This is a genomic window from Streptomyces roseolilacinus (assembly GCF_014649335.1).
Taxonomy (GTDB): Bacteria; Actinomycetota; Actinomycetes; order Streptomycetales; family Streptomycetaceae; genus Streptomyces; species Streptomyces roseolilacinus.
Window position 1 is genome coordinate 12676 of record NZ_BMSV01000015.1, and the last position, 22988, is coordinate 35663.

At 72.8% G+C, this 22988-nt stretch carries 16 protein-coding genes; 7 read left to right on the plus strand and 9 right to left on the minus strand.

What is annotated here, in order from left to right; all coding sequences use genetic code 11:
* Positions 1-311: 311 nt before the first annotated feature.
* Positions 312-1001 (plus strand): ribosome hibernation-promoting factor, HPF/YfiA family, encoded by a 690-nt coding sequence (hpf, locus tag IE106_RS27670; protein WP_189537968.1) that lies wholly within the window; start codon positions 312-314, stop codon positions 999-1001.
* A 193-nt stretch (positions 1002-1194) separates the two neighbouring features.
* On the plus strand, positions 1195-1956 hold the full coding sequence (locus tag IE106_RS27675) for a response regulator (protein ID WP_189537969.1): 762 nt from the start codon (positions 1195-1197) through the stop codon (positions 1954-1956).
* 154 nt (positions 1957-2110) lie between these two features.
* Here IE106_RS27675 and IE106_RS27680 read toward each other — a convergent pair whose 3' ends face one another.
* Together IE106_RS27680 and IE106_RS27685 are read right to left on the minus strand one after the other, a co-directional pair.
* Positions 2111-3274 (minus strand): winged helix-turn-helix domain-containing protein, encoded by a 1164-nt coding sequence (locus IE106_RS27680; protein ID WP_189537970.1) that lies wholly within the window; start codon positions 3272-3274, stop codon positions 2111-2113.
* Between the two features lie 122 nt (positions 3275-3396).
* Positions 3397-3978 carry a GNAT family N-acetyltransferase gene (locus IE106_RS27685; RefSeq protein ID WP_189537971.1) on the minus strand — a complete coding sequence of 194 codons (582 nt, stop codon included), beginning with the start codon at positions 3976-3978 and terminating at the stop codon, positions 3397-3399.
* A 251-nt stretch (positions 3979-4229) separates the two neighbouring features.
* On the opposite strand from IE106_RS27685, the gene secA reads away from it, so the two are divergent.
* The gene (gene secA / locus IE106_RS27690) at positions 4230-7040 is read left to right on the plus strand and encodes a preprotein translocase subunit SecA (protein ID WP_189537972.1); all 2811 of its coding nucleotides are present in this window, start codon (positions 4230-4232) and stop codon (positions 7038-7040) included.
* A 308-nt stretch (positions 7041-7348) separates the two neighbouring features.
* Here the strand turns inward: secA and IE106_RS30765 are convergent, their stop codons facing one another.
* Positions 7349-8212, minus strand: coding sequence for an Rv3235 family protein (locus tag IE106_RS30765; RefSeq protein ID WP_268255337.1), 864 nt, complete (start codon positions 8210-8212; stop codon positions 7349-7351).
* A gap of 273 nt (positions 8213-8485) precedes the next feature.
* Here IE106_RS30765 and IE106_RS27700 point away from each other — a divergent pair, with 273 nt between their 5' ends.
* From IE106_RS27700 to IE106_RS27710, 3 genes are all read left to right on the plus strand, one after another.
* Positions 8486-8992: a DUF6912 family protein gene (locus IE106_RS27700; RefSeq protein ID WP_189537973.1), complete on the plus strand. Its 507-nt coding sequence runs from the start codon at positions 8486-8488 to the stop codon at positions 8990-8992.
* A gap of 43 nt (positions 8993-9035) precedes the next feature.
* Positions 9036-9698 (plus strand): HAD family hydrolase, encoded by a 663-nt coding sequence (locus IE106_RS27705; protein ID WP_189537974.1) that lies wholly within the window; start codon positions 9036-9038, stop codon positions 9696-9698.
* A gap of 450 nt (positions 9699-10148) precedes the next feature.
* Positions 10149-15089, plus strand: a complete 4941-nt coding sequence (locus IE106_RS27710; RefSeq protein ID WP_189537975.1) for an NAD-glutamate dehydrogenase — start codon at positions 10149-10151, stop codon at positions 15087-15089.
* Between the two features lie 158 nt (positions 15090-15247).
* Here IE106_RS27710 and IE106_RS27715 read toward each other — a convergent pair whose 3' ends face one another.
* From IE106_RS27715 to IE106_RS27725, 3 genes are all read right to left on the minus strand, one after another.
* Entirely contained in the window at positions 15248-16528 is a 1281-nt protein-coding gene (locus tag IE106_RS27715) for a glycosyltransferase 87 family protein (protein WP_229840856.1), read from the minus strand.
* A gap of 153 nt (positions 16529-16681) precedes the next feature.
* Entirely contained in the window at positions 16682-17452 is a 771-nt protein-coding gene (locus IE106_RS27720; protein WP_189537976.1) for an ABC transporter ATP-binding protein, read from the minus strand.
* Positions 17445-18431 (minus strand): ABC transporter permease, encoded by a 987-nt coding sequence (locus IE106_RS27725; protein WP_373295996.1) that lies wholly within the window; start codon positions 18429-18431, stop codon positions 17445-17447. Before IE106_RS27725 ends, IE106_RS27720 begins: the two co-directional genes overlap by 8 nt.
* 107 nt (positions 18432-18538) lie before the next feature.
* Here IE106_RS27725 and IE106_RS27730 point away from each other — a divergent pair, with 107 nt between their 5' ends.
* Positions 18539-19162: a TetR/AcrR family transcriptional regulator gene (locus IE106_RS27730; RefSeq protein WP_189537977.1), complete on the plus strand. Its 624-nt coding sequence runs from the start codon at positions 18539-18541 to the stop codon at positions 19160-19162.
* Positions 19163-19307: 145 nt separating this feature from the next.
* On the opposite strand, the gene IE106_RS27735 is transcribed toward IE106_RS27730, so the two are convergent.
* Genes IE106_RS27735 through IE106_RS27745 form a run of 3 tightly spaced genes read right to left on the minus strand, consistent with a single transcriptional unit; the run spans position 19308 to position 22897 of the window.
* The gene (locus IE106_RS27735; protein ID WP_189537978.1) at positions 19308-20177 is read right to left on the minus strand and encodes a carbohydrate ABC transporter permease; all 870 of its coding nucleotides are present in this window, start codon (positions 20175-20177) and stop codon (positions 19308-19310) included.
* Positions 20177-21517, minus strand: a complete 1341-nt coding sequence (locus IE106_RS27740; RefSeq protein WP_373295997.1) for a carbohydrate ABC transporter permease — start codon at positions 21515-21517, stop codon at positions 20177-20179. Before IE106_RS27740 ends, IE106_RS27735 begins: the two co-directional genes overlap by 1 nt.
* A gap of 3 nt (positions 21518-21520) precedes the next feature.
* The gene (locus tag IE106_RS27745) at positions 21521-22897 is read right to left on the minus strand and encodes an ABC transporter substrate-binding protein (RefSeq protein WP_189537980.1); all 1377 of its coding nucleotides are present in this window, start codon (positions 22895-22897) and stop codon (positions 21521-21523) included.
* Positions 22898-22988: the final 91 nt, after the last annotated feature.

The window sequence follows — 22988 nt, forward strand, 5'->3', positions numbered from 1 at the left end:
TGGTGAGGGGATAAAGGCGCCTGATCGGAGGTTTGTGCTGGTAGCGGGTGCCGACATCCGTCCGGGCGAGCTATGTTCGGTGGTACAGGAATGGCGAATGCCGCCCTCCACCGAATGCGCGGCCACGCGTCCGTACGGAATCCGGAGCCGGTCAGCACATCGATGTTGTGGGGTGGGGATCTTGTCGACCGGGGTAGGAGGAGGTCTAAGTCGCCAAGTCCGAGACTCCGGTACTCACCGGGGTCTGGTGCAAAAGGGAGATGCTCGCCAGCAGCTGAGCTGGTTGGAGCGATCCGGGAACGGAGTTCTGCGTGGACATCGTCGTCAAGGGCCGCAAGACCGAGGTGCCCGAGCGGTTCCGCAAGCACGTGGCCGAGAAGCTGAAGCTGGAGAAGATCCAGAAGCTCGACGGCAAGGTGATCAGCCTCGACGTCGAGGTGTCCAAGGAGCACAACCCGCGGCAGGCCGACCGGTCCGACCGCGTGGAGATCACCCTCCACTCCCGAGGCCCGGTGATCCGGGCCGAAGCGGCCGCCGCCGACCCGTACGCAGCGCTCGACCTCGCGACTGCCAAGCTTGAGGCGCGGCTGCGCAAGCAGCATGACAAGCGGCACACCCGCCGCGGCAGCGGCCGTATGACGGCCGCCGAGGTGCCCGACGCGGTGCCGGGCGTCGCCCGGCTCAACGGAACCGGGGTCGCCGTACTCGAGGAGTCGGAGGAGACCGTTCCGACCACGCGGATCGGCTCGCTCGAGGTGCAGGGCGAAGGCCCGCTCATCGTGCGTGAGAAGACGCACCGGGCCGCCCCCATGTCTCTCGACCAGGCGCTGTACGAGATGGAGCTGGTCGGGCACGACTTCTATCTGTTCGTCGACGCGGAGACCAAGCAGCCCAGCGTCGTGTACCGGCGCCACGCCTACGACTACGGCGTCATCCACCTCGAGAACGACCCCCTCGCGGGGAGCGAGGGCAGCGGCGCGGGTGGTGCGCTCGGCGGCTGACGGTTCCCCCGACCGCTGTGGTGCCCCTGGAAGCGCCCCGTGCGCCCCCAGGGGCACCCCCGTGCCACCGAAGGATCACCGCGCGGTCACCGGGGCATGAAATCATGGCGACGCGTACCAACCGGTCCGTGCCGGACCGGCGTTGGTGCGCCGACCGTGAACTTCAGGGCCCCGGCCTGCAGGGGGAGGAACGATGGCGGACAGCTTCGGCCCGGTGCATCATCCGGGCGGCTCCGACGCCCCGGACTGCGGGGCCGCCTCGCACGGCGACTCCGGAGAGGGCGCTCCCAGGAAGGAACCCATCCGGGTCCTCGTCGTGGACGATCACGCCCTCTTCCGCCGCGGACTCGAGATCGTCCTCGCGCAGGAGGAGGACATCCAGGTCGTGGGGGAGGCGGGCGACGGTGCCGAAGCCGTCGACAAGGCCGCCGACCTGCTTCCCGACATCGTCCTGATGGACGTCCGCATGCCGAAGCGGGGCGGTATCGAGGCGTGCACCTCCATCAAGGAGGTGGCCCCCAGCGCGAAGATCATCATGTTGACGATCAGCGACGAGGAGGCGGACCTCTACGACGCGATCAAGGCGGGTGCCACCGGGTACCTGCTCAAGGAGATCTCCACCGACGAGGTCGCCACGGCCATCCGGGCCGTCGCCGACGGGCAGTCGCAGATCAGCCCGTCCATGGCGTCCAAGCTGCTCACCGAGTTCAAGTCGATGATCCAGCGCACCGACGACCGCCGGCTCGTCCCGGCGCCCCGGCTCACCGACCGGGAGCTGGAGGTGCTGAAGCTGGTGGCGACGGGGATGAACAACCGGGACATCGCCAAGGAGCTGTTCATCTCCGAGAACACGGTGAAGAACCACGTCCGCAACATCCTGGAGAAGCTGCAGCTGCACTCCCGGATGGAGGCGGTCGTCTACGCGATGCGGGAGAAGATCCTGGAGATCCGGTAGGCGCCGGGGCCCGGACGGCCTGCGGGCCACCGCCCCGGGACCGCTGCCGGCCCGAGCCGCCGCCGGCCCGCCACCGGGCCGCCGCCCGCCACCGGACCGACGGCCGTCACGGGGTGGACGCGGGCCGCCGACCGCCGCCCGACCGCCGCCCCCGTCAGGCCAGTGCCGTGGTGAGGGCCGGGGTGAGGTCCGGGCGGTTCGTCCGCTCGATGCGTACGGAGTCGCACCCCACCCACTCCGCCGCCTCCCGCAGCGCCTTGGCCATCGGGGCTATCGCCCTGGGCCCCGCCAGGGAGAGCTGCCGGGCCACCAGCGTGGTGCCCTCGCGGGCCGGATCGACGCGCCCCACCAGCCGGCCGCCCGCCAGCAGCGGCATCGCGAAGTAGCCGTGGATCCGCTTCTGCTTCGGCACGTACGCCTCCAGCCGGTGCGTGAAGCCGAAGATCCGCTCCGTGCGGGCCCGTTCCCAGATCAGCGAGTCGAACGGGGACAGCAGCGTCGTGCGGTGCCGCCCGCGCGGCTCGCCCTCCAGGACCGCCGGGTCCGCCCACGCCGGCTTGTCCCAGCCCTGCACCCGCACCGGGACGAGCCCCGAGTCCGCGACGACCGCGTCGAACTGCTCGCCCTTGATGCGGTGGTAGTCGGCGATGTCCGCGCGCGTGCCCACGCCCAGCGCCTGACCGGCCAGCCGGACGAGGCGCCGCAGGCACTCCGCGTCGTCCAGCTCGTCGTGCAGCAGGTCGGCGGGAACGGCGCGCTCCGCCAGGTCGTACACCCGCTTCCAGCCGCGCCGCTCGACGCACACCACCTCGCCGTACATCAGCGCCCGCTCGACGGCGATCTTGGAGGCGGACCAGTCCCACCACTCGCCGCCGTTCTTCGCGCCGCCCAGCTCCGTCGCCGTCAGGGGGCCCTGTGCGCGCAGCTGTTCGATCACCGCGTCGTACGCGCCGTCCGGCAGGTCCTGGTGCCACTGCGGGTGCCGGCGGTAGGCGCGGCGGCGGAACGCGAAGTGCGGCCACTCCTCGATCGGCAGGACGCACGCCGCGTGGGACCAGTACTCGAACGCGTGCCGGCCCGTCCAGTACGCCGCCTCGACGGTCCGGCGGCCGACGGCGCCGAGCCGGGCGTACGGCACCAGCTCGTGCGAGCGGGCCAGGACGGAGATCGTGTCCAGCTGCACCGCGCCGAGGTGCCGCAGGACGCCGCGCACACCGGCGCGCCGGTCGGGGGCACCCAGGAAGCCCTGCGCGTGCAGGGCCGCGCGGCGGGCCTCGTCGGCCGAGAGCTCTGTCAGGGGTCGCGGCATGGTGGTCATGCCCCGCACGATAGGGCCCGCCACTGACACCCCGGCGCGTTTTCGCCGACGCCGACGCCGACGCCGACGCCGACGCCGACGCCGACGCCGACGCCGACGCCGACGCCGGGGCGGTGCGCGGGTCAGGCGCGCGGGGACGGCAGGTACGGGACGGCCGGCGGCAGGCCCAGGTCCGAGGGGAGCAGGGAGGCGAGCAGGCAGTCGCGGTGGGTGCCGCGGTGGGGGAAGGCGGCGCGGAGGGTGCCCTCCGGGGTGAAGCCGGCCCTCTCGGCGACGCGGCGGGAGGCGGTGTTGCCGACCTCGGCGCGCCACTCCAGGCGGGTGCAGCCGAGGGCGGTGAACGCCCAGTGGGCGAGGGTGCGGGTGGCCTCGGCGGCGTAGCCGTTGCCGCGGTGCTCCCGGACCGTGTAGAAGCCGACCTCCCAGGTGCCGGCGCGCGGGTGGTGGAGGCTGACGGAGGCCAGCAGGGGGCCGTGCTCCCGGCCGCGGGGGCGTACGGAGAACGTGTACTCGGTGTCGTCGCGCCAGCCGTCGGGGGTGTGGCGGCCGACGAAGTCCTCGGCGTCGGCGATCCCGTACGGGTCGGGCAGGGGTATCCAGCGCTTGATCTCCGGGTCCTGGACGGCGGCGCGGACGTCCTCGGCGTCGTCGGGGGCGAAGGGGCGCAGCAGCAGGCGCTCGGAGGTGAGGGTGACGGGTTCCATGGCGGGATTCTGGCGGCGGCGGGGCGCGGGGGGCGAACAGTTTCGGCGGCGGGCGGCACCTTCGGCGCGTCCCGCGCGTTCTCCTTGGGGGCGGCGGAGGCCCGGCGATCGTTCCTCGGAGGCGTGGACCTCCCGGCGTGGCGGTGTCCTCGCTTACGATGACCGTTGCGGTGGGGTCCGCCTGCCGCGCCCGTGCCAGTGTCCATGACAAGACCCAGTGCCAGGCCCGACCGGCAAGGAGACCAGCCTCAGTGTCCGTCTTCAACAAGCTCATGCGTGCAGGCGAAGGCAAGATCCTGCGCAAACTGCACCGCATCGCGGACCAGGTCAACTCCATCGAAGAGGACTTCGTCAACCTCTCCGACGCCGAGTTGCGGGCCCTCACCGACGAGTACAAGCAGCGGTACCAGGACGGTGAGAGCCTCGACGACCTGCTCCCGGAGGCCTTCGCGACCGTCCGCGAGGCGGCCAAGCGCGTGCTCGGCCAGCGCCACTACGACGTGCAGCTGATGGGCGGCGCCGCGCTGCACCTCGGGTACGTGGCGGAGATGAAGACCGGTGAGGGCAAGACCCTCGTCGGCACGCTCCCGGCGTACCTGAACGCGCTGTCCGGCAAGGGCGTGCACCTGATCACGGTCAACGACTACCTCGCGGAGCGCGACTCCGAGCTGATGGGCCGGGTGCACCAGTTCCTGGGCCTGAAGGTCGGCTGCATCCTGGCGAACATGTCGCCGGCGCAGCGCCGCGAGCAGTACAACTGCGACATCACGTACGGCACGAACAACGAGTTCGGCTTCGACTACCTGCGCGACAACATGGCGTGGTCGAAGGACGAGCTGGTGCAGCGCGGGCACAACTTCGCCTGTGTCGACGAGGTCGACTCGATCCTCGTCGACGAGGCCCGTACGCCGCTGATCATCTCCGGTCCGGCGGACCAGGCGACGAAGTGGTACGGGGACTTCGCCAAGCTGGTGCAGCGGCTGAAGCGCGGCGAGCCGGGCAACCCGCTGAAGGGCGTCGAGGAGACCGGTGACTACGAGGTCGACGAGAAGAAGCGCACCGTCGCCATCCACGAGGCCGGTGTCGCCAAGGTCGAGGACTGGCTGGGCATCGACAACCTCTACGAGTCGGTGAACACGCCGCTCGTCGGCTACCTGAACAACGCCATCAAGGCGAAGGAACTGTTCAAGAAGGACAAGGACTACGTCGTCATCGACGGCGAGGTCATGATCGTCGACGAGCACACGGGCCGTATCCTCGCGGGCCGCCGGTACAACGAGGGCATGCACCAGGCGATCGAGGCGAAGGAAGGCGTCCAGATCAAGGACGAGAACCAGACGCTCGCCACGATCACCCTGCAGAACTTCTTCCGCCTCTACGACAAGCTGTCCGGCATGACCGGTACGGCGATGACCGAGGCCGCCGAGTTCCACCAGATCTACAAGCTGGGCGTCGTGCCGATCCCGACGAACCGGCCGATGGTCCGCAAGGACCAGTCCGACCTGATCTACCGCACCGAGGTCGCCAAGTTCGCGGCGGTCGTCGACGACATCGCGGAGAAGCACAAGAAGGGCCAGCCGATCCTCGTCGGCACGACGTCGGTCGAGAAGTCCGAGTACCTGTCGCAGCAGCTGTCGAAGCGGGGCATCCCGCACGAGGTGCTGAACGCGAAGAACCACGAGCGCGAGGCGTCGATCGTCGCCCAGGCCGGCCGCAAGGGCGCCGTCACGGTCGCGACGAACATGGCCGGCCGCGGTACCGACATCAAGCTCGGCGGCAACCCCGACGACCTCGCCGAGGCGGAGCTGCGGCAGCGCGGCCTCGACCCGGTCGAGCACCCGGAGGAGTGGGTCGCCGCCCTGCCGGGCGCGCTGGAGAAGGCCGAACTGGCCGTGAAGGCCGAGTCGGAGGAGGTCAAGCAGCTCGGCGGCCTGTACGTGCTGGGCACGGAGCGGCACGAGTCGCGGCGTATCGACAACCAGCTGCGCGGCCGTTCCGGCCGTCAGGGCGACCCGGGGGAGTCCCGCTTCTACCTGTCGCTGGGCGACGACCTGATGCGGCTGTTCAAGGCGCAGATGGTCGAGCGCGTCATGGCGATGGCGAACGTGCCGGACGACGTGCCGATCGAGAACAAGATGGTGACGCGCGCGATCGCGTCCGCCCAGTCGCAGGTCGAGCAGCAGAACTTCGAGACGCGCAAGAACGTCCTGAAGTACGACGAGGTCCTCAACCGGCAGCGCGAGGTCATCTACGGCGAGCGCCGCCGCGTCCTGGAGGGCGAGGACCTGCACGAGCAGATCCGCCACTTCATGGACGACACGATCGACGCGTACATCCAGGCGGAGACCGTCGAGGGCTTCGCGGAGGAGTGGGACCTGGAGCGGCTGTGGAGCGCGTTCAAGCAGCTCTACCCGTGCAAGGTCACCATCGAGGAGCTGGAGGAGGCCGCCGGGGACCGGGCCGGTATCACGGCGGAGTTCATCGCGGAGTCCGTCAAGGACGACATCCACGAGCAGTACGAGGCGCGGGAGAAGCAGCTCGGCTCCGAGATCATGCGTGAGCTGGAGCGGCGGGTCGTGCTGTCCGTGCTGGACCGCAAGTGGCGCGAGCACCTCTACGAGATGGACTACCTCCAGGAGGGCATCGGCCTGCGCGCGATGGCGCAGAAGGACCCGCTGGTCGAGTACCAGCGCGAGGGCTTCGACATGTTCATCGCGATGATGGACGGCATCAAGGAGGAGTCCGTCGGCTACCTGTTCAACCTGGAGGTCCAGGTCGAGCAGCAGGTCGAGGAGGTCCCGGTGGAGGCGGCCGGGGAGCGGCCGTCGCTGGAGAAGGAGGAGGCCGTCCCCGCGGGCGCCGGCCGCCCCGAGATCCGCGCCAAGGGCCTGGACGCCCCGCAGCGGCCGGACCGGCTGCACTTCTCCGCGCCGACCGTCGACGGTGAGGGCGGCGTCGTCGAGGGCGACTTCGACAACGGCGGCGCGCGGTCCGAGGCGGACGGCATGACGCGCGCGGAGCGCCGCAAGGCACAGAAGGGCGGCCGCCGCCGCAAGAAGTGACGGCGGCACCCCTGCCCGAGGGCGGGGCCGGGACACGCGGGTCCGCGTGCTCCGGCCCCGCCTTCGCGCGTGTACGGGGCCGCGCCGGGCCGGGCTCTTGACGGAGGGGGGCTCCCGTGGGCCCTGTGCGGGCCGGGGAGGGCCGTCCGCGGGTGCCCGGACCCGGTTGGGTCAGGCGGGCCGCGCGGACGCGTTCCGGGGCCGCCGGGAGGACGCGCGGCGCGCCCCGCCCCGAGGCCACCGGTGCCCGGTGCTCCGGCGCCGAGGTGGTCCCGGGGTGCCCGGCGCGGGACCGGCCCCGGCCGCCGTCAGGGCCGGGCGGGGCCCAGGTCCACCGCCGCGCAGCGCCACCTGCGGTCCGGGCCCTGCTCCAGGCGGAAGGCCATCGCCCGGACCCGCGCGCCCGCCACCACGCTGGCGTACGCCTCGATCACGCCCGGCCGGAGCGGGGCGGCGCCGCAGCGGCGCAGGACCGGGCGGGTCCGGCGGGGTGCGCCGGCGGGCCGCAGGGGGTTGTCCGGGGCCAGGCGGATCAGCTGCTCGTACGCCTCGCCGATCGTCTGGCCCAGCATCCAGTGCACGGGCCGCTCCCCGGTCAGCACCGCCAGCAGCCGCTCGGCGAACACCACGTGCGGGGGCAGCACACGGGGGCGGGCGCCGACCGCCGGCCCGGCGGACGGGCCGGGCGGACGCGGGCGCAGGACGCCCGGGCGGGTCTCGCCGGGGCGGGTGCCGCCGGGCCGCGCGCCGCCGCCGGGACGCCGTACGTCCCGCCGTCCGCCGGGCCGCCCCGCCGCGCGTGCCGCCCGCCCGGCCTCCGGCGCGGGCCGCCGCGCCCCGACCGCCCGCCCGGCCTCGTGGGGGCCGCCCGGCGCCGCGGCCGGCTCCGCCGCGCTCCCGGGGCGGTCGGCGGCCGGCTCCGCCGCACCCCCCGGGCGGTCGGCGGCCGGCTGCGGGCCGGTCCGGGGCGCGTGGCCGCACGGGGTCGCGCGGAGCCGGTGCGGGCTGCCGGCCGCGACCGCCGCCGGGGCGTTGCGCACCCGGGCCGCGCCCGCGCCGAGCCCCTCCGGGGCCTTCCACGGGGCGGGGGCGCTGCGCGCGTCGGCCGGGCCCCGTGCCGCCGGGACACGGGGGGTCCGTGCTTCGGGGGTGGGGGTCGGGGTGGGCGGCATCGGCGGGTCCCTTCCGTCAGCCCGGATTACCGGGGAGTAACTTCGCGGTGGCCCACTTCTACGGGGGGCGCCGCCCGCCCCGCAACGCCCCGTCAAGCCGGTGACACGACCCCCCGAAATCACCTATCCGAGTGACAGGGCCCGTGGCGCGCCTGGGCCGGCACGGGGTCGGCGCATCACGCGGTGGACGCCGGAGGGGGTCGATACCAGCCCCCGAAGGGGTGCCGCCACACGTATCCTGGGGACGTCCTCCGACTACGAAAGCGGCCTGTCATGCGCGTGTACGTTCCCCTGACCCTCCCCGGTCTCGCACAGGCGCACAGGACGGGCACCCTGGGCACCGGCGCGCTCACGGCGTACGCCGTCACGCCCGGACTGCGCGAGTGGTACGTCTCCGACGACATCGAGGAGCTGGAGTACGCGGCGCTCAGCCGCGCCGCCGCCGCCTCCCTGCGCCTCCTCGCGGCGGACCCGGACGCCGCGCGCCGCCGGATCGTCGTCGCCGTGGACGTCCCCGACGGCGCCGCGACCGCCGACCCCGACCGCGGCCTCGACCCCGCGTCGATCGGCGAGGTGCGGGTCGCCGGCCCCGTGCCGCTGGCGAAGGCCGCCGCGGTCCACGCCGACTCCGCCGACGCCGAGGCCGACGTGACCGCCGCCGCCGACGCGCTCGGCGCGGCCGACATGGGCGACGACGACGCCCGGTTCACCGTCGACGGCGCCGAGGACCACGAACTGCTCTGGTACGGCGTGCAGGAGATCCCCCACCTCGTCGGCTGACGGCCCGGGTCCGCTGTCGGTCCCTGCCGGTACCGTCTTCGGCATGGGGAAGCACCGCGCGCACCTGGTCTGGGACTGGAACGGGACACTGCTCGACGACATCGGCACCGTCATCGAGGCGACCAACGCCGCCTTCGAGGAGATAGGCCTGCCGCCGATCACGCTTGAGCGGTACCGCGAGCTGTACTGCGTGCCCATCCCCCTCTTCTACGAGCGGCTGCTCGGCCGGCTCCCCACCGAGGACGAGTGGGCCGTCATGGACGGCACGTTCCACCGGCACTACTGGACGCGCGCCGACGCCTGCGGCCTCACCGCCGGCGCGACCGAGCTGCTGGCGGCCGCCCGCGAGTTCGGGCGGACGCAGTCGCTGCTGTCGCTGGCGCCGCACGAGCGCCTGGTGCCGCTGGTGCGGCGGCACGGCATCGAGGAGTGGTTCGTGCGCGTCGACGGGCGCACCGGCCACTCCGCGTCCGGCAAGGCCGAGCACATGGTGCGGCACCTGCGCGCCCTCGACGGCGTCCCGCCCGAGCGGGTCGTGGTCATCGGGGACGCCGCGGACGACGCGGTCGCCGCCGCCCACGTCGGCGCGCGGGCCGTGCTGTACACGGGCGGGTCGCACAGCCGTGCCAGCCTGGAGACCGCGGGCGTCCCCGTCGTCGACACGCTGGCGGAGGCCGTCGCCGTCGCCGAGGACCTGATCGGCTGACCCGGCGGGTACCGCTCGGACACCCGGACGTTTCCCGGCGGTCCGGTGTGGCTTGATTCGTACCCTCCTGGGCGGCTTGCCCGCTCCTTCGCGGGCCTGTCGCTGTCCACACTGTCAAACTTCGGGGTCGTCTTTTGTACACATACGGCTCATGACGGCTCCGGGGTGAGGAGCGATAGCCTGGACCCGTGATCAGCGCTATACGCCGTGGGGGCAGCGAAGCCCCCGGCCGGCGCCCGGTGAGCCACCGTGCCCGGGCGGGTGCTGATCCTTTCTGCCCGGCTCCCCCGCCGTCCAAGGCTTTCCCGCCGAGAATGGCCGATAACCGTCCGGGCTTTCCCCATTCCGGCATAACGTGCCCGTCGAGCGGATACCCCGCGTTGAAGCGTGAACGTGATGCCACACCCTTCCCCTACGTCACGCAACGGCGCGCGACAGGAGCCAGAGGACATGCAGACCAAGCTGGACGAAGCCAAGGCCGAGCTGCTCGAACGGGCCGCCCGGGTAGCTGAGAACGAGACCGGGGACAGGCCCGACCCGGGCACCGTGCTCGAGTACCTCCAGCGTTACTACCTGCACACCGCTCCCGAGGACCTCACCGACCGCGACCCGGTCGACGTGTTCGGCGCGGCGCTCTCCCACTACCGGCTGGCCGAGAACCGCCCCCAGGGCACGGCGAGCGTCCGCGTCCACACGCCGACCGTCGAGGAGAACGGCTGGACGTGCAGCCACTCCGTCGTCGAGGTCGTCACCGACGACATGCCGTTCCTCGTCGACTCCGTCACCAACGAGCTGTCCCGGCAGAACCGCGGCATCCACCTCGTCGTGCACCCGCAGGTCGTCGTCCGCCGCGACGTGACCGGCAGGCTCATCGAGGTCGTCTCCTCCGGCCCCGGCTCCGAGATCGGCGGCCACGCCAGGCCGCACGACGCGCTCGTCGAGTCGTGGATCCACGTGGAGATCGACCGCGAGACCGACCGCGCCGACCTCAAGCAGATCACCGCCGACCTGCTGCGCGTCCTGTCCGACGTCCGCGAGGCCGTCGAGGACTGGGAGAAGATGCGCGACGCCGCGCTCCGCCTCGCCGAGGGACTCGCGGACGAGCCGACCGCCGGCGACCTGCGGCCCAGCGAGGTCGAGGAGGCCCGCGAGCTGCTGCGCTGGCTGGCCGACGACCACTTCACGTTCCTCGGCTACCGCGAGTACAACCTCGTCGACGGCGACGCCCTCGCCGCCGTGCCCGGCACCGGCCTCGGCATCCTGCGCTCCGACCCGCACCACAGCGGCGACGACGCCCACGGCCACCCGGTGTCCCCGTCGTTCAACCGGCTGCCCGCCGACGCCCGCGCCAAGGCCCGCGAGCACAAGCTGCTCATCCTCACCAAGGCCAACAGCCGCGCCACCGTCCACCGCCCGTCGTACCTGGACTACATCGGCGTCAAGAAGTTCGACGCGCAGGGCAACGTCGTCGGGGAGCGCCGCTTCCTCGGCCTGTTCTCGTCGGCCGCCTACACCGAGTCCGTGCGGCGCGTGCCCGTCATCCGCCGCAAGGTCTCCGAGGTCCTCGACGCGGCCGGCTTCTCGCCCGCCAGCCACGACGGCCGCGACCTGCTGCAGATCCTGGAGACGTACCCGCGCGACGAGCTGTTCCAGACGCCCGTCGACCAGCTGCTGTCCATCGTCACCAGCGTCCTGTACCTCCAGGAGCGCCGCCGGCTGCGCCTGTACCTGCGTCAGGACGAGTACGGCCGCTACTACTCCGCCCTCGTCTACCTGCCGCGCGACCGCTTCAACACCACGGTCCGCGAGCGGCTCACCGACATCCTGAAGGAGGAGCTCGGCGGCACCAGCGTCGACTTCACCGCCTGGAACACCGAGTCGGTCCTCTCCCGCCTCCACTTCGTCGTCCGCGTCCCGCAGGGCACCACGCTCACCCCGCTCACCGGCGCCGACGCCGACCGCCTCGAGAACCGGCTCGCCGAGGCCGCCCGCTCCTGGGCCGACGGCTTCAGCGAGGCGCTCGACGCCGAGATCGGCGAGGAGCGCGCCGCCGAGCTGCTGCGCCGCTACGGCAACGCCTTCCCGGAGGGCTACAAGGCCGACCACCCGCCGCGCTCCGCCGTCGCGGACGTGCTCCAGATGGAGCAGCTCACCCAGGGCGACAAGGACTTCGCGCTGTCCCTGTACGAGCCGGTCGGCGCCGCCCCCGGCGAGCGCCGCTTCAAGATCTACAAGACGGGCGCGCAGGTCTCCCTCTCCGCCGTGCTGCCGGTCCTCAACCGGCTCGGCGTCGAGGTCGTCGACGAGCGCCCCTACGAGCTGCGCTGCGCCGACCGCACCCATGCCTGGATCTACGACTTCGGGCTGCGCATCCCCGCTCCCGCGGGCAACGGCGGGGACTACCTCGGCGACGACGCCCGCGAGCGGTTCCAGGAGGCGTTCGCCGCGACCTGGACCGGGCAGGCCGAGAACGACGGCTTCAACGCCCTCGTCCTGAGCGCCGGGCTGTCCTGGCGCCAGGCGATGGTGCTGCGCGCCTACGCCAAGTACCTGCGGCAGGCCGGGTCGACGTTCAGCCAGGACTACATGGAGGACACCCTCCGCGACAACGTCCACACCACGCGGCTGCTCGTCTCGTTGTTCGAGGCGCGGATGTCGCCGGAGCGGCAGCGGGCCGGCACGGAGCTGACGGACGGCATCCTGGAGGAGCTCGACGGCGCCCTGGACCAGGTCGCCTCGCTCGACGAGGACCGCATCCTGCGCTCCTTCCTCACCGTCATCAAGGCGACCCTGCGGACGAACTTCTTCCAGCGGGACGCCGAGGGCCGGCCGCACGCGTACGTGTCGATGAAGTTCGACCCGCAGGCCATCCCCGACCTGCCGGCGCCGCGCCCCGCGTTCGAGATCTGGGTGTACTCGCCGCGCGTCGAGGGCGTCCACCTGCGCTTCGGCAAGGTCGCGCGCGGTGGCCTGCGCTGGTCCGACCGGCGCGAGGACTTCCGCACGGAGATCCTCGGCCTGGTCAAGGCGCAGATGGTGAAGAACACCGTCATCGTCCCGGTCGGCGCGAAGGGCGGCTTCGTCGCCAAGCAGCTGCCCGACCCGTCCGTCGACCGCGACGCGTGGCTGGCGGAGGGCGTCGCCTCGTACCGGACGTTCATCTCGGCGCTGCTCGACATCACCGACAACCTGGTCGGCGGCGAGGTCGTGCCGCCCGCCGGCGTGGTCCGCCACGACGAGGACGACACGTACCTGGTCGTCGCCGCCGACAAGGGCACCGCGACCTTCTCCGACATCGCCAACGAGGTCGCCGTCGCCTACGGCTTCTGGCTCGGCGACGCCTTCGCGTCCGGCGGCTCCGCCGGGTACGACCACAAGGGCATGGGCATCACCGCGCGCGGCGCCTGGGAGTCCGTGAAGCGGCACTTTCAGGAGCTGGGCCACGACACGCAGACGCAGGACTTCACCGTCGTCGGCGTCGGCGACATGTCCGGCGACGTGTTCGGCAACGGCATGCTGCTGTCGGAGCACATCCGCCTCGTCGCGGCCTTCGACCACCGGCACATCTTCATCGACCCGAACCCGGACGCGGCCGTCTCCTACGCCGAGCGGCGCCGCCTGTTCGAACTGCCCCGCAGCTCCTGGGCCGACTACGACCCCGCGCTGCTCTCGCCGGGCGGCGGCATCCACTCGCGGCAGGCCAAGTCCATCCCGGTCAACGCGCACATGCGGGCGGCGCTCGGCATCGACGAGGGCATCACCAAGCTGACCCCGGCCGAGCTGATGAAGGCCGTCCTCAAGGCGCCGGTGGACCTGCTGTGGAACGGCGGCATCGGCACGTACGTCAAGGCGTCCACCGAGTCGCACGCCGACGTCGGCGACAAGGCCAACGACGCGATCCGCGTCAACGGCGAGGACCTGCGCGTCAAGGTCGTCGGCGAGGGCGGCAACCTGGGCCTCACCCAGCTCGGCCGCATCGAGTTCGCCCGCTCCGGCGGCCCCGAGGGCACCGGCGGCAAGGTCAACACCGACGCCATCGACAACAGCGCCGGCGTCGACACCTCCGACCACGAGGTGAACATCAAGATCCTGCTGAACGGGCTCGTCACGGACGGCGACATGACCGTCAAGCAGCGCAACAGGATCCTCGCGGAGATGACCGACGAGGTCGGCTCCCTGGTGCTGCGCAACAACTACGCGCAGAACGTGGCGCTCGCCCTCGCCGTCCACCAGTCGCACTCCCTGCTCCACGCCCACCAGCGGTTCCTGCGCCGCCTGGAGAGCGACGGGCACCTCGACCGGGCGCTGGAGTTCCTCCCCACCGACCGGCAGATCCGCGAACTGCTCGCCGCCGGCAAGGGCCTCAGCCAGCCCGAGCTGGCCGTCCTCATGGCGTACACGAAGATCACGGTGGCGGAGGAGCTGATCGCCACCGACCTGCCGGACGACCCGTACCTGCGGACCCTGCTCCACACGTACTTCCCGACGACCCTGCGCGAGCAGTTCCCCGAGCAGATCGACGCGCACGCCCTGCGCCGCGAGATCATCACCACGATCCTGGTGAACGACACCGTCAACAGCGGCGGCTCGACGTTCCTGCACCGGCTGCGCGAGGAGACCGGCGCGTCGATCGCGGAGATCGTCCGCGCGCAGACCGCCGCCCGCGCCATCTTCGGCCTGGGCGCCGTCTGGGACGCGGTCGAGGGGCTCGACAACCGGGTCCCGGCCGAGACGCAGACCCGGATCCGGCTGCACTCGCGCCGCCTCGTCGAGCGCGGCGCGCGCTGGCTGCTCAACAACCGGCCGCAGCCGCTCCAGCTCGCCGAGACGATCGAGTTCTTCGGTGCCCGCGTCGAGCAGGTGTGGGCCGAGCTGCCGAAGATGCTGCGCGGCGCCGACCTGGAGTGGTACGAGGGGCTGGTCGCCGAGCTGACCGGAGAGGGCGTCCCGGCCGAGCTGGCCGCGCGGGTCGCCGGGTTCTCCTCGGCGTTCCCGACGCTGGACATCGTCGCCATCGCGGACCGCACCGGCAAGGAGCCGCTGGCCGTCGCCGAGGTGTACTACGACCTCGCCGACCGGCTGCGGATCACGCAGCTGATGGACCGCATCATCGAGCTGCCGCGCGCCGACCGCTGGCAGTCGATGGCGCGCGCCGCGATCCGCGAGGACCTGTACGCGGCGCACGCCGCCCTCACCTCCGACGTGCTGTCGGCCGGGAACGGCTCGTCGACGCCGGAGGAGCGGTTCGCGGCCTGGGAGGAGAAGAACGCCTCCCTGCTGTCGCGGGCGCGGACGACGCTGGAGGAGATCCAGGGCTCCGACGCGTTCGACCTGGCGAACCTGTCGGTGGCGATGCGGACGATGAGGACGCTGCTGCGCACCCACAGCTGATCCGCCGGCACCGCCCGGAGGGGCGCCCACCGCGACCGCGCGGCGGGCGCCCCTCGCGCGTCCCCCCGCTCACCTTCCTCAGCTCGCCTTCCTCGGCGCGCCCGCGGGTCCGCCGGGCGCGCGCTCTCCGGTCCGTGCCCGCCGGGAGGACGCGCCCCCTACGGCTCCTGACCCGCCCGCATCCTGTTCGCCCGCGCCGCGTTCCACGGCACGCGCAGCACGTCCGGGGCCGACTCCTCCCACAGCAGCCGGCACGACAGCAGCGCCGCCGCGACCAGCAGCCCGTTGCGGACCAGCATCAGCAGGCAGCCCAGCGGCGTGACCGCCAGCACCTCCCCGTACAGCAGCGGGTAGGCGAACGCGGTCAGCGCGGCGGCCGGCAGCAGGAGCAGCGCGACCGGGCGCTGCGTGGTGTTCCGCGACGTCAGGCACACCGCCGCCAGTCCCAGCAGCCACACCAGGTACTGGGGACTGATCACCCGGCTGGTGACGGTGACCAGCAGGACGGCGGTCAGCGCCGCGTCCAGGGGCGTGGCGTCCGACCAGTGCAGCGACCGCACCCGCCACACCACCAGCCCCAGCAGGGCCGCCCCGGTGCACAGCAGCGACACGACCGCGACCGCCCCCACGTACGACCCGGTGAACTCGAACGCCCCGTACCGGTAGACGACCCGGCCCTGCCACCCCGCCAGGCGCGCCAGCGACAGCAGCGTCCCGCCGACCGACTCGACCTGCACGCCCCGGCCGCCCTGGTGCCGCAGGAAGTCCAGGGTGTGCGGGAACGCCGCGGCCAGCATCGCCGCCCCGCCCAGCGCGGTGGCCAGCGCGGGCCTCCAGGACCGCCCCGTGGCGGGCCCGGGCGCCGTGCCGGTCAGGACGAGCAGCGGCCAGCCCTTCGCCAGCACGCCGAGCCCAGCCAGCACGCCGCCCAGCCGGGCCCGGCCGGCGTGCACCGCGAGGAGGGCGGCCACGGCCAGCGCGGTGACCGGCAGGTCGTACCGGGCGAGCGGGGTGTGCAGCAGCAGGGGCAGGCCGCCGGTCCAGTACCAGGCGCCGTCCCCGCCGGCCCGGACCAGGGCGAGGACGACGACGGCGTCGGCGAGCAGGGCCAGCGCGACGAACCCCTGAAAGTACGTCAGCCCCGGGACCGCCCCCGGCAGGAGGAGCACCAGGGCGGCGCCGGGCGGGTACTGCCAGGTGGTCTCGTCGGCGGGGAGGTCGCCGCCCGCGATCCGCTCGTACCAGTGCCGGTAGAGGACGTGGACCTCCTCGCCGACGTCGCCGATGCCGAGCGCGTCGTGCGTCAGCAGCCACAGCATCGCGGCGCGGCTGAGCACCCAGACGGTGAGGAGGGGCAGGAGGTCGGGCCGGCGCCGCTCCCGGAAGCGGAGCTGGTGCCGGCCGAAGGTCCGGGGGGCGCTGAGCCGGTGCGTCGTCATCCCCGCGAACACTAGTGAGTTCTGGTGCGATATGCCCCTTATCAGGTGCTTCGGGGTGACGGCCGGGCGGACGGCCGTCCGGTCGGGTGACGGGCCGGGCGGCGGCCGGACGTGTGGGTGGGCCGCGGGCTGCGGGCGGGCGGCGCCGGCCCGCTAGCGCGTGCTCCGCTCGTACGCGGTGACGACCTCGTCCGACGGCCCGTCCATCAGCACCCGGCCGGACTCCAGCCAGATCGCCCGGTCGCAGGTCTCCCGGATCGTGGAGTTGCTGTGGCTGACCAGGAAGACCGTGCCGGCCTCGGCGCGCAGCTCGTTGATGCGCTCCTGGCTGCGCTGCCGGAACGCGGCGTCGCCGGTGGCCAACGCCTCGTCGATGAGGAGCACGTCGTGCGACCGGGCGGCGGCGATGGAGAAGCGCAGCCGGGCGCCCATGCCGGACGAGTAGGTGCGCATCGGCAGGGACACGAAGTCGCCCTTGTCGTTGATCCCGGAGAAGTCGACGATCCGCTGGTACCGCTCCTTGACCTCGGCACGCGTCATGCCCATCGCGAGCCCGCCGAGCACGATGTTCCGCTCGCCCGTCAGGTCGCCCATCAGCGCGGCGTTGACGCCGAGGAGGCTGGGCTGGCCCTGGGTGTAGACGTGGCCGCGGCTGGGCGGCAGCAGTCCGGCGACCGCCTTCAGGAGCGTGGACTTCCCCGAGCCGTTGCTGCCGATGAGCCCGATGGCCTCGCCCTTGTACGCGGCGAAGCTCACGCCCTTGACGGCGTGCACCGTGCGGGTGGCCGGGGCGGTCCTCCCGCGGGCGAGGAGCCTGCCGAGCGCGGAGCCCCGGGCCCTCCCGGCGCCGGCGGACCCCGCGCCCTGGACGGTGTAGGTCACGTGGACGCCGTCGACGACGACGGTCGGAACGCGTTCAGCCACGGCCGTACGTCTCCTCTGCCTGCCAGAAGTAGGTGAACCCGCCGACGAAGGCGGCCAGTGCCCAGCCGCCGGCCGCCGCCCACACGTGGGGCGGCAGCTGCGCGGCGGTGAAGCTGTCGATGAGCGCGAAGCGGACCAGGTCGATGTAGAGGGCGGCGGGGTTGTACTGGAGGGCCAGCGCCACCGCCCCGGGCAGCTCCCGGCCGGCCAGGACGTGCTGGATGCTCCACATCACGCCCGACGCGTACATCCAGGTCCGCAGCACGAACGGCATCACCTGCGCCACGTCCGGCGTCCGGGCCGCGACCCGCGCCAGGGCGAGCGACACGCCCGCGTTGAACAGCGTCTGCAGGACCAGCGCGGGGACGGCGAGCAGCCACGACGCGCCGGGCCGCGCCCCGAAGCCCACCAGGATGGCGAGCAGGGCGGCCAGCGAGAACGCCAGCTGCTGGAGCTGCTGGAGGGCCAGCGCCAGGGGCAGGCTCGCCCGGGGGAAGTGCAGGGCGCGCACCAGCCCGAGGTTGCCGCTGACGGCGCGGGTCCCGGCCATGACCGAGCTGGAGGTGAACGTCCAGATGAAGACGCCCGTCACCAGGAACGCCGCGAAGTCGTCGACCTGCTTCCGGGTGTCCATCAGGACGCCGAAGACGAAGTAGTACACCGCCGCGTTGAGCAGCGGCGTCATCACCTGCCACAGCTGCCCCAGCCGCGCCTGGCTGTACTGCGCGGTGAGGCGGGCGGTCGCGAACGCGGTGATGAAGTGGCGTCGCGACCACAGCTGCCGCGCGTACCGGGGGAGCGGGGGGCGGGCGCCGCTGACGGTCAGCCCGTGCCGTAGGGCGAGGGCGCGCAGGTCCTCCTCGGGGACCGCGTACGCGGGGAGCGGGTCGGGGCCGCCGGGGCCGGGGCCGGGGCCGTCCGGGCCGGGGTCGGGCCGCCGGGCGGCGGCCGGTGGCGCGATCGTGCTCACAGGGCTCACCGCGGCGCTCCCCTTTCGTCGGGACGTATCCGTATCGTCGCTACGCCGAGGTTAGGACGCCCATACGTCGGAACGCAACCGTTCCGTCGTGACGAGGGTGCCGCGCTATGATCCCCGGCATGACGCCACCGCCGCCCGGAACCCCCCGTCGCGCCCCCGCGGGAGCCGCCGTGCTCCGGGAGGACGTGACCGAAGCGATCCGCGCCGCCGTCTTCGAGGAACTGGCCGCGGTCGGCTTCGCACGGATGTCGATCGAGGGCATCGCCCGGCGGGCCGGTGTCGGCAAGACGGCCGTCTACCGGCGCTGGAAGTCCAAGCTGTCACTGGTGCTCGACCTGCTGACCGCGTTCGCCGTCGAGGGGCTGCCCGCCCCCGCGACCGGTTCCCTGTACGGCGACGTGCGCGCCCTGCTGGAGGTCGCCGCCCACGCGCTGCGCCACCCGGTGGCCTCCCAGGTCATCCCGGACCTGCTGGTGGAGGCGGCGCGGCACCCGGAGATCGCGCAGGCGGTCCGGACGACGCTGCTCGACGGCCAGCGCGGCGTCGTCGCGCAGGTGGTCCGCGAGGCGGTCGCGCGGGGGGAGCTGGCGGAGGGCGCCGACGCGGACCGGGCGCTCGACCTGATCGTGGGCCCGCTGTACTGGCGCCTGGTGGTCGTCCGGGACGCGCGGCTGCCGGAGGGGTACCTCGACGACCTCGCCGCCGCCGCGGTGGCGGCCCTGCGCGCCTGACGGACGGCCGTTCCCCGCGCCCCGGAGCCGTACCGACCGGGGTGCCGACCGGCGCCGTACCGGCCGAGGGGCGGACCGCGCGGCACCGCCGCCCGGTACGCCCGCCCGGTATGCCCGCCCCGGCTCACCGGCCGCGGGAGGGCCGCTACTTCACGGCGCCCGCCATCACCCCCGACACGAACTGCCGCTGGAACGCGAAGAACACCGCCAGCGGCACCACCATCGACACGAACGCGCCCGGCGCCAGCACGTCGATGTTGTTGCCGAACTGGCGGACCTGCTGCTGGAGCGCCACCGTGATCGGCGGGGCGTCGGAGTCGGCGAAGATCAGCGCGACCAGCATGTCGTTCCACACCCACAGGAACTGGAAGATGCCGAGCGACGCGATCGCCGGACCGCCCAGCGGCAGCACCACGCGCGCGAAGAGCCGGATCTCGCCCGCCCCGTCGAGCCGGGCGGCCTCCAGCAGCTCCCGCGGGATCTCCGCGAAGAAGTTGCGCAGCAGGAAGATCGCGAACGGCAGCCCGAAGGCCGTGTGGAACAGCACCACGCCCAGGGTCGTCTCGAAGACGCCGACCTGCCCGAACAGCTTCGACACCGGTACGAGCGCCACCTGCACCGGCACCACCAGCAGCCCCACCACGGCCAGGAACCACCAGTCCCGGCCCGGGAACTCCATCCACGCGAACGCGTACCCGGCGAGCGAGCCGATCACGACGACGAGCACCGTCGCCGGAACGGTGATCATCACCGTGGAGAGCAGCGAGTCGGTGATCGTGTCGTTGCGCAGGATCGCCGCGTAGTTGTCGGCCGTCAGCTGCGCCGGCGCGGTGAGCGCCTCCCACCAGCCGCTCCCGCTGATGTCGGACGGCGAGCGCAGCGAGGACAGCAGCAGCCCGACCGTGGGCATCAGCCAGAACAGCGCCACCACCACGAGGAACACCTGCGTGACGCCGCCGGCCAGCCGGGAGGCGAGCCGCGACGCCGGTGACGCCGGTGCGGTACGAGACCCCATCACCGCCCCGCCTTCCTGATGCGCCGGATGTTGAAGAACATCACCGGGATCACCAGCAGCAGCAACAGCACCGAGATGGCGCTGCCGACGCCCAGGTGGGCGTCCGTGCCGAAGGACGAGCGGTACAGCTGGAGCGCCAGCACGTTCGCGTCGTCCTGGACCGAGCCCGGCGCGATGATGAACACCAGGTCGAAGATCTTCAGTACGTTGATCATCAGCGTCACCAGCACCACCGCCAGCACCGGCGCGAGCAGCGGCACCGTCACCCGGCGGAACACCTGCCACTCGTTGGCGCCGTCCACGCGCGCCGCCTCCAGCAGTTCGCGCGGCAGACCGGCGAGCCCCGCCGCGATGAGGACCATCGCGAAGCCCGCCCACATCCAGACGTAGCTGCCGATCACGGCGGGCGTCACCAGCGTCGGGCCCAGCCAGTCCACGCCGTTGTACGGCTCCCGGAAGTTCGCCTCGGGCAGCCACAGCAGCGCGCCGTCCGCCGCCGCGGGCAGGGTGAACGAACCGTCCGCCGCCGCCGTCGCGGTGGCGACGACCCGACCGTCCCGCACCGCCTCGATCCGCAGCCCCTTCAGGCCCACCTCCCGCGCGTCGACGGCGTTGGGGGTGCCCCCGCCGCCCTTGGTGAAGTCCAGCCACGCCGTGCCCGTGACCGCGCCGGGCGCCGGCCGCGGCTCACGCGCCGGCCGCGCGTCGTCGGGCACGTCCGCGGGCGCCACGCCGACGAGCGGCAGCCGCGCGGGCGTCCCCGCCCGTACCGGCTCCTTCGTCACGTACGCGCCGCCGCCCGCCTCCTCCAGCGGGTGCACCGGCAGGGGGCGGGCCCTCGGGTAGCCGGACGACTCGGCGAACGTGTCGTGCACGCCGACCCACACCGCGTTCGCGACGCCCCGGTCGGGGTCCTGCTCGTACACCAGCCGGAAGATGATCCCGGCGGCCAGCATGGAGATCGCCATCGGCATGAAGACGACCAGCTTGAACGCCGTGCCCCAGCGGACCCGTTCGGTCAGCACGGCGAAGACCAGGCCGAGGGCGGTGGCCAGGGTCGGGGCGACGACGACCCAGACCGCGTTGTTCCTCACCGCCGTCAGGATCGTGTCGTCGGTGAAGATCTCCACGTAGTTGTCCAGGCCGGCGAAGCCCGTGCCGGCCCGGTCGAAGAACGACCGCTGGACGGAGTACCCGATCGGGTACACGACGAGTGCGCCCAGCAGCACCAGCGCGGGCAGCAGGAACACGGCGGCGACCAGCCCGCGGGTGCCCGTCACGCCCCTGCGGGCGGGCCGGCGGCGCCGCTGCTCTGCCGGGAGAGGGGGAGCGGCTGCCACGGCTCAGCCCCCGTTCGCGTACGCCTTGGCCGCGTCCGCCTCCAGGCGCGCCTGCGTCCCCGCGATGTCCTTCGGGTTCTTCAGGAAGTCCTGGAGCGCCTTCCACTCGCCCTTGCCGGGCGTGCCGCCGAACGACTGCGGCATCTGGTCCGACATGTCGAAGCGGAAGTCGTCGCCGGCGGCGATCAGCGCCTTCGCGATGCCGCGCTGCACGTCGTTCGGGTACGCGGCCGGGTCCAGCGACTTGTTGGGCGAGAGGAACCCGCCCTGCGCCGCCCAGACCGCCGCCGCGTCCGGCGACGCGAGGAAGGTCAGCAGCGCCTGCGCCGCCGGCTTCTCCGTCAGCGCCACCGCCACGTCCCCGCCCGTCACCACGGGCGGCTCCCCGCCGTCCACGGCCGGGAACGGGAACACCTTCGCGTCCGTGCCGAGCTTCGCCTCGGTCTGGGCGATGTTGATCGACACGAAGTCGCCCTCGAAGACCATCGCCGCCTTCGGCCGGTCCCCGCCCGTGAACGTCTGCGTCACCGACGTCGGGAACTCCGTCTGGAGCGCCCCGGCCGCGCCGCCCGCGATCGTGTCCGGCTTGCCGAACAGGCCGGCGAGCGTGGTGAGGGCCCGGGTCACCGACGGGTCGGTCCACTTGATCTCGTGCTTCGCCAGCCGGTCGTACTTCTCCGGGCCGGCCTGCGACAGGTAGACGTTCTCGAACCAGTCCGTCAGCGTCCAGCCGTCCGCGCCGCCGACCGACAGGGGCGTGACCCCGGACGCGGAGATCGTCTCGGCGGTGGTCAGCAGTTCCTTCCACGTCTTCGGCTCGGACGCGCCGGCGTTGTCGAAGACCGCCGTGTTGTACCAGATCAGCGACTTGTTGGCGGTCTTGAAGTACACGCCGTACTGCGTGCCGTCCACGGCGCCGAGGTCCTGCCAGCCCCGGGAGTAGTTCTTGGCCAGCTGCGCCTTCGTCTCGGCGCCCGCCGGCTTCGCCCACTTCCGCTCGACGGCCTGCCGGAGCGCGCCGACCTGCTGGAGCATCGCCACGTCGGGCGGCGAACCGCCGGCGATCTTCGTGCCGATGTAGTTGAGCATCGCGTCCTGCGTCGGCACGTACGAGACGCGCGCACCGGTGCGCTTCTCGAACTCCTTCAGGACCTTGGTGAACGCCTCCTGCTCCGGCCCCGTCCACACGGCCACCACCTGGAGGCGCTGCCCGTCCAGCTTCGGTAACCGGACGGTCTGCGTGGTGCCCTCGCCGCCCGCGTCCCCGCCGGAGCCGCCCTCGTCACCGCCGTCGCCGCCGCAGCCGGCGACGGCGAGCGCCAGGGCCCCGGCGGCCGCGAGGGCCACGACGGTCCGGCGTTTGCGCGCAGTTGTACGCATCACTGCCCCGTTTCTCCCGTGTGCGTCGTCCCTGTCGTCCCTTTCGCTCTGGTCTACGCCGGGTACCGGGGGGCCGCAATACCGCCTTCCG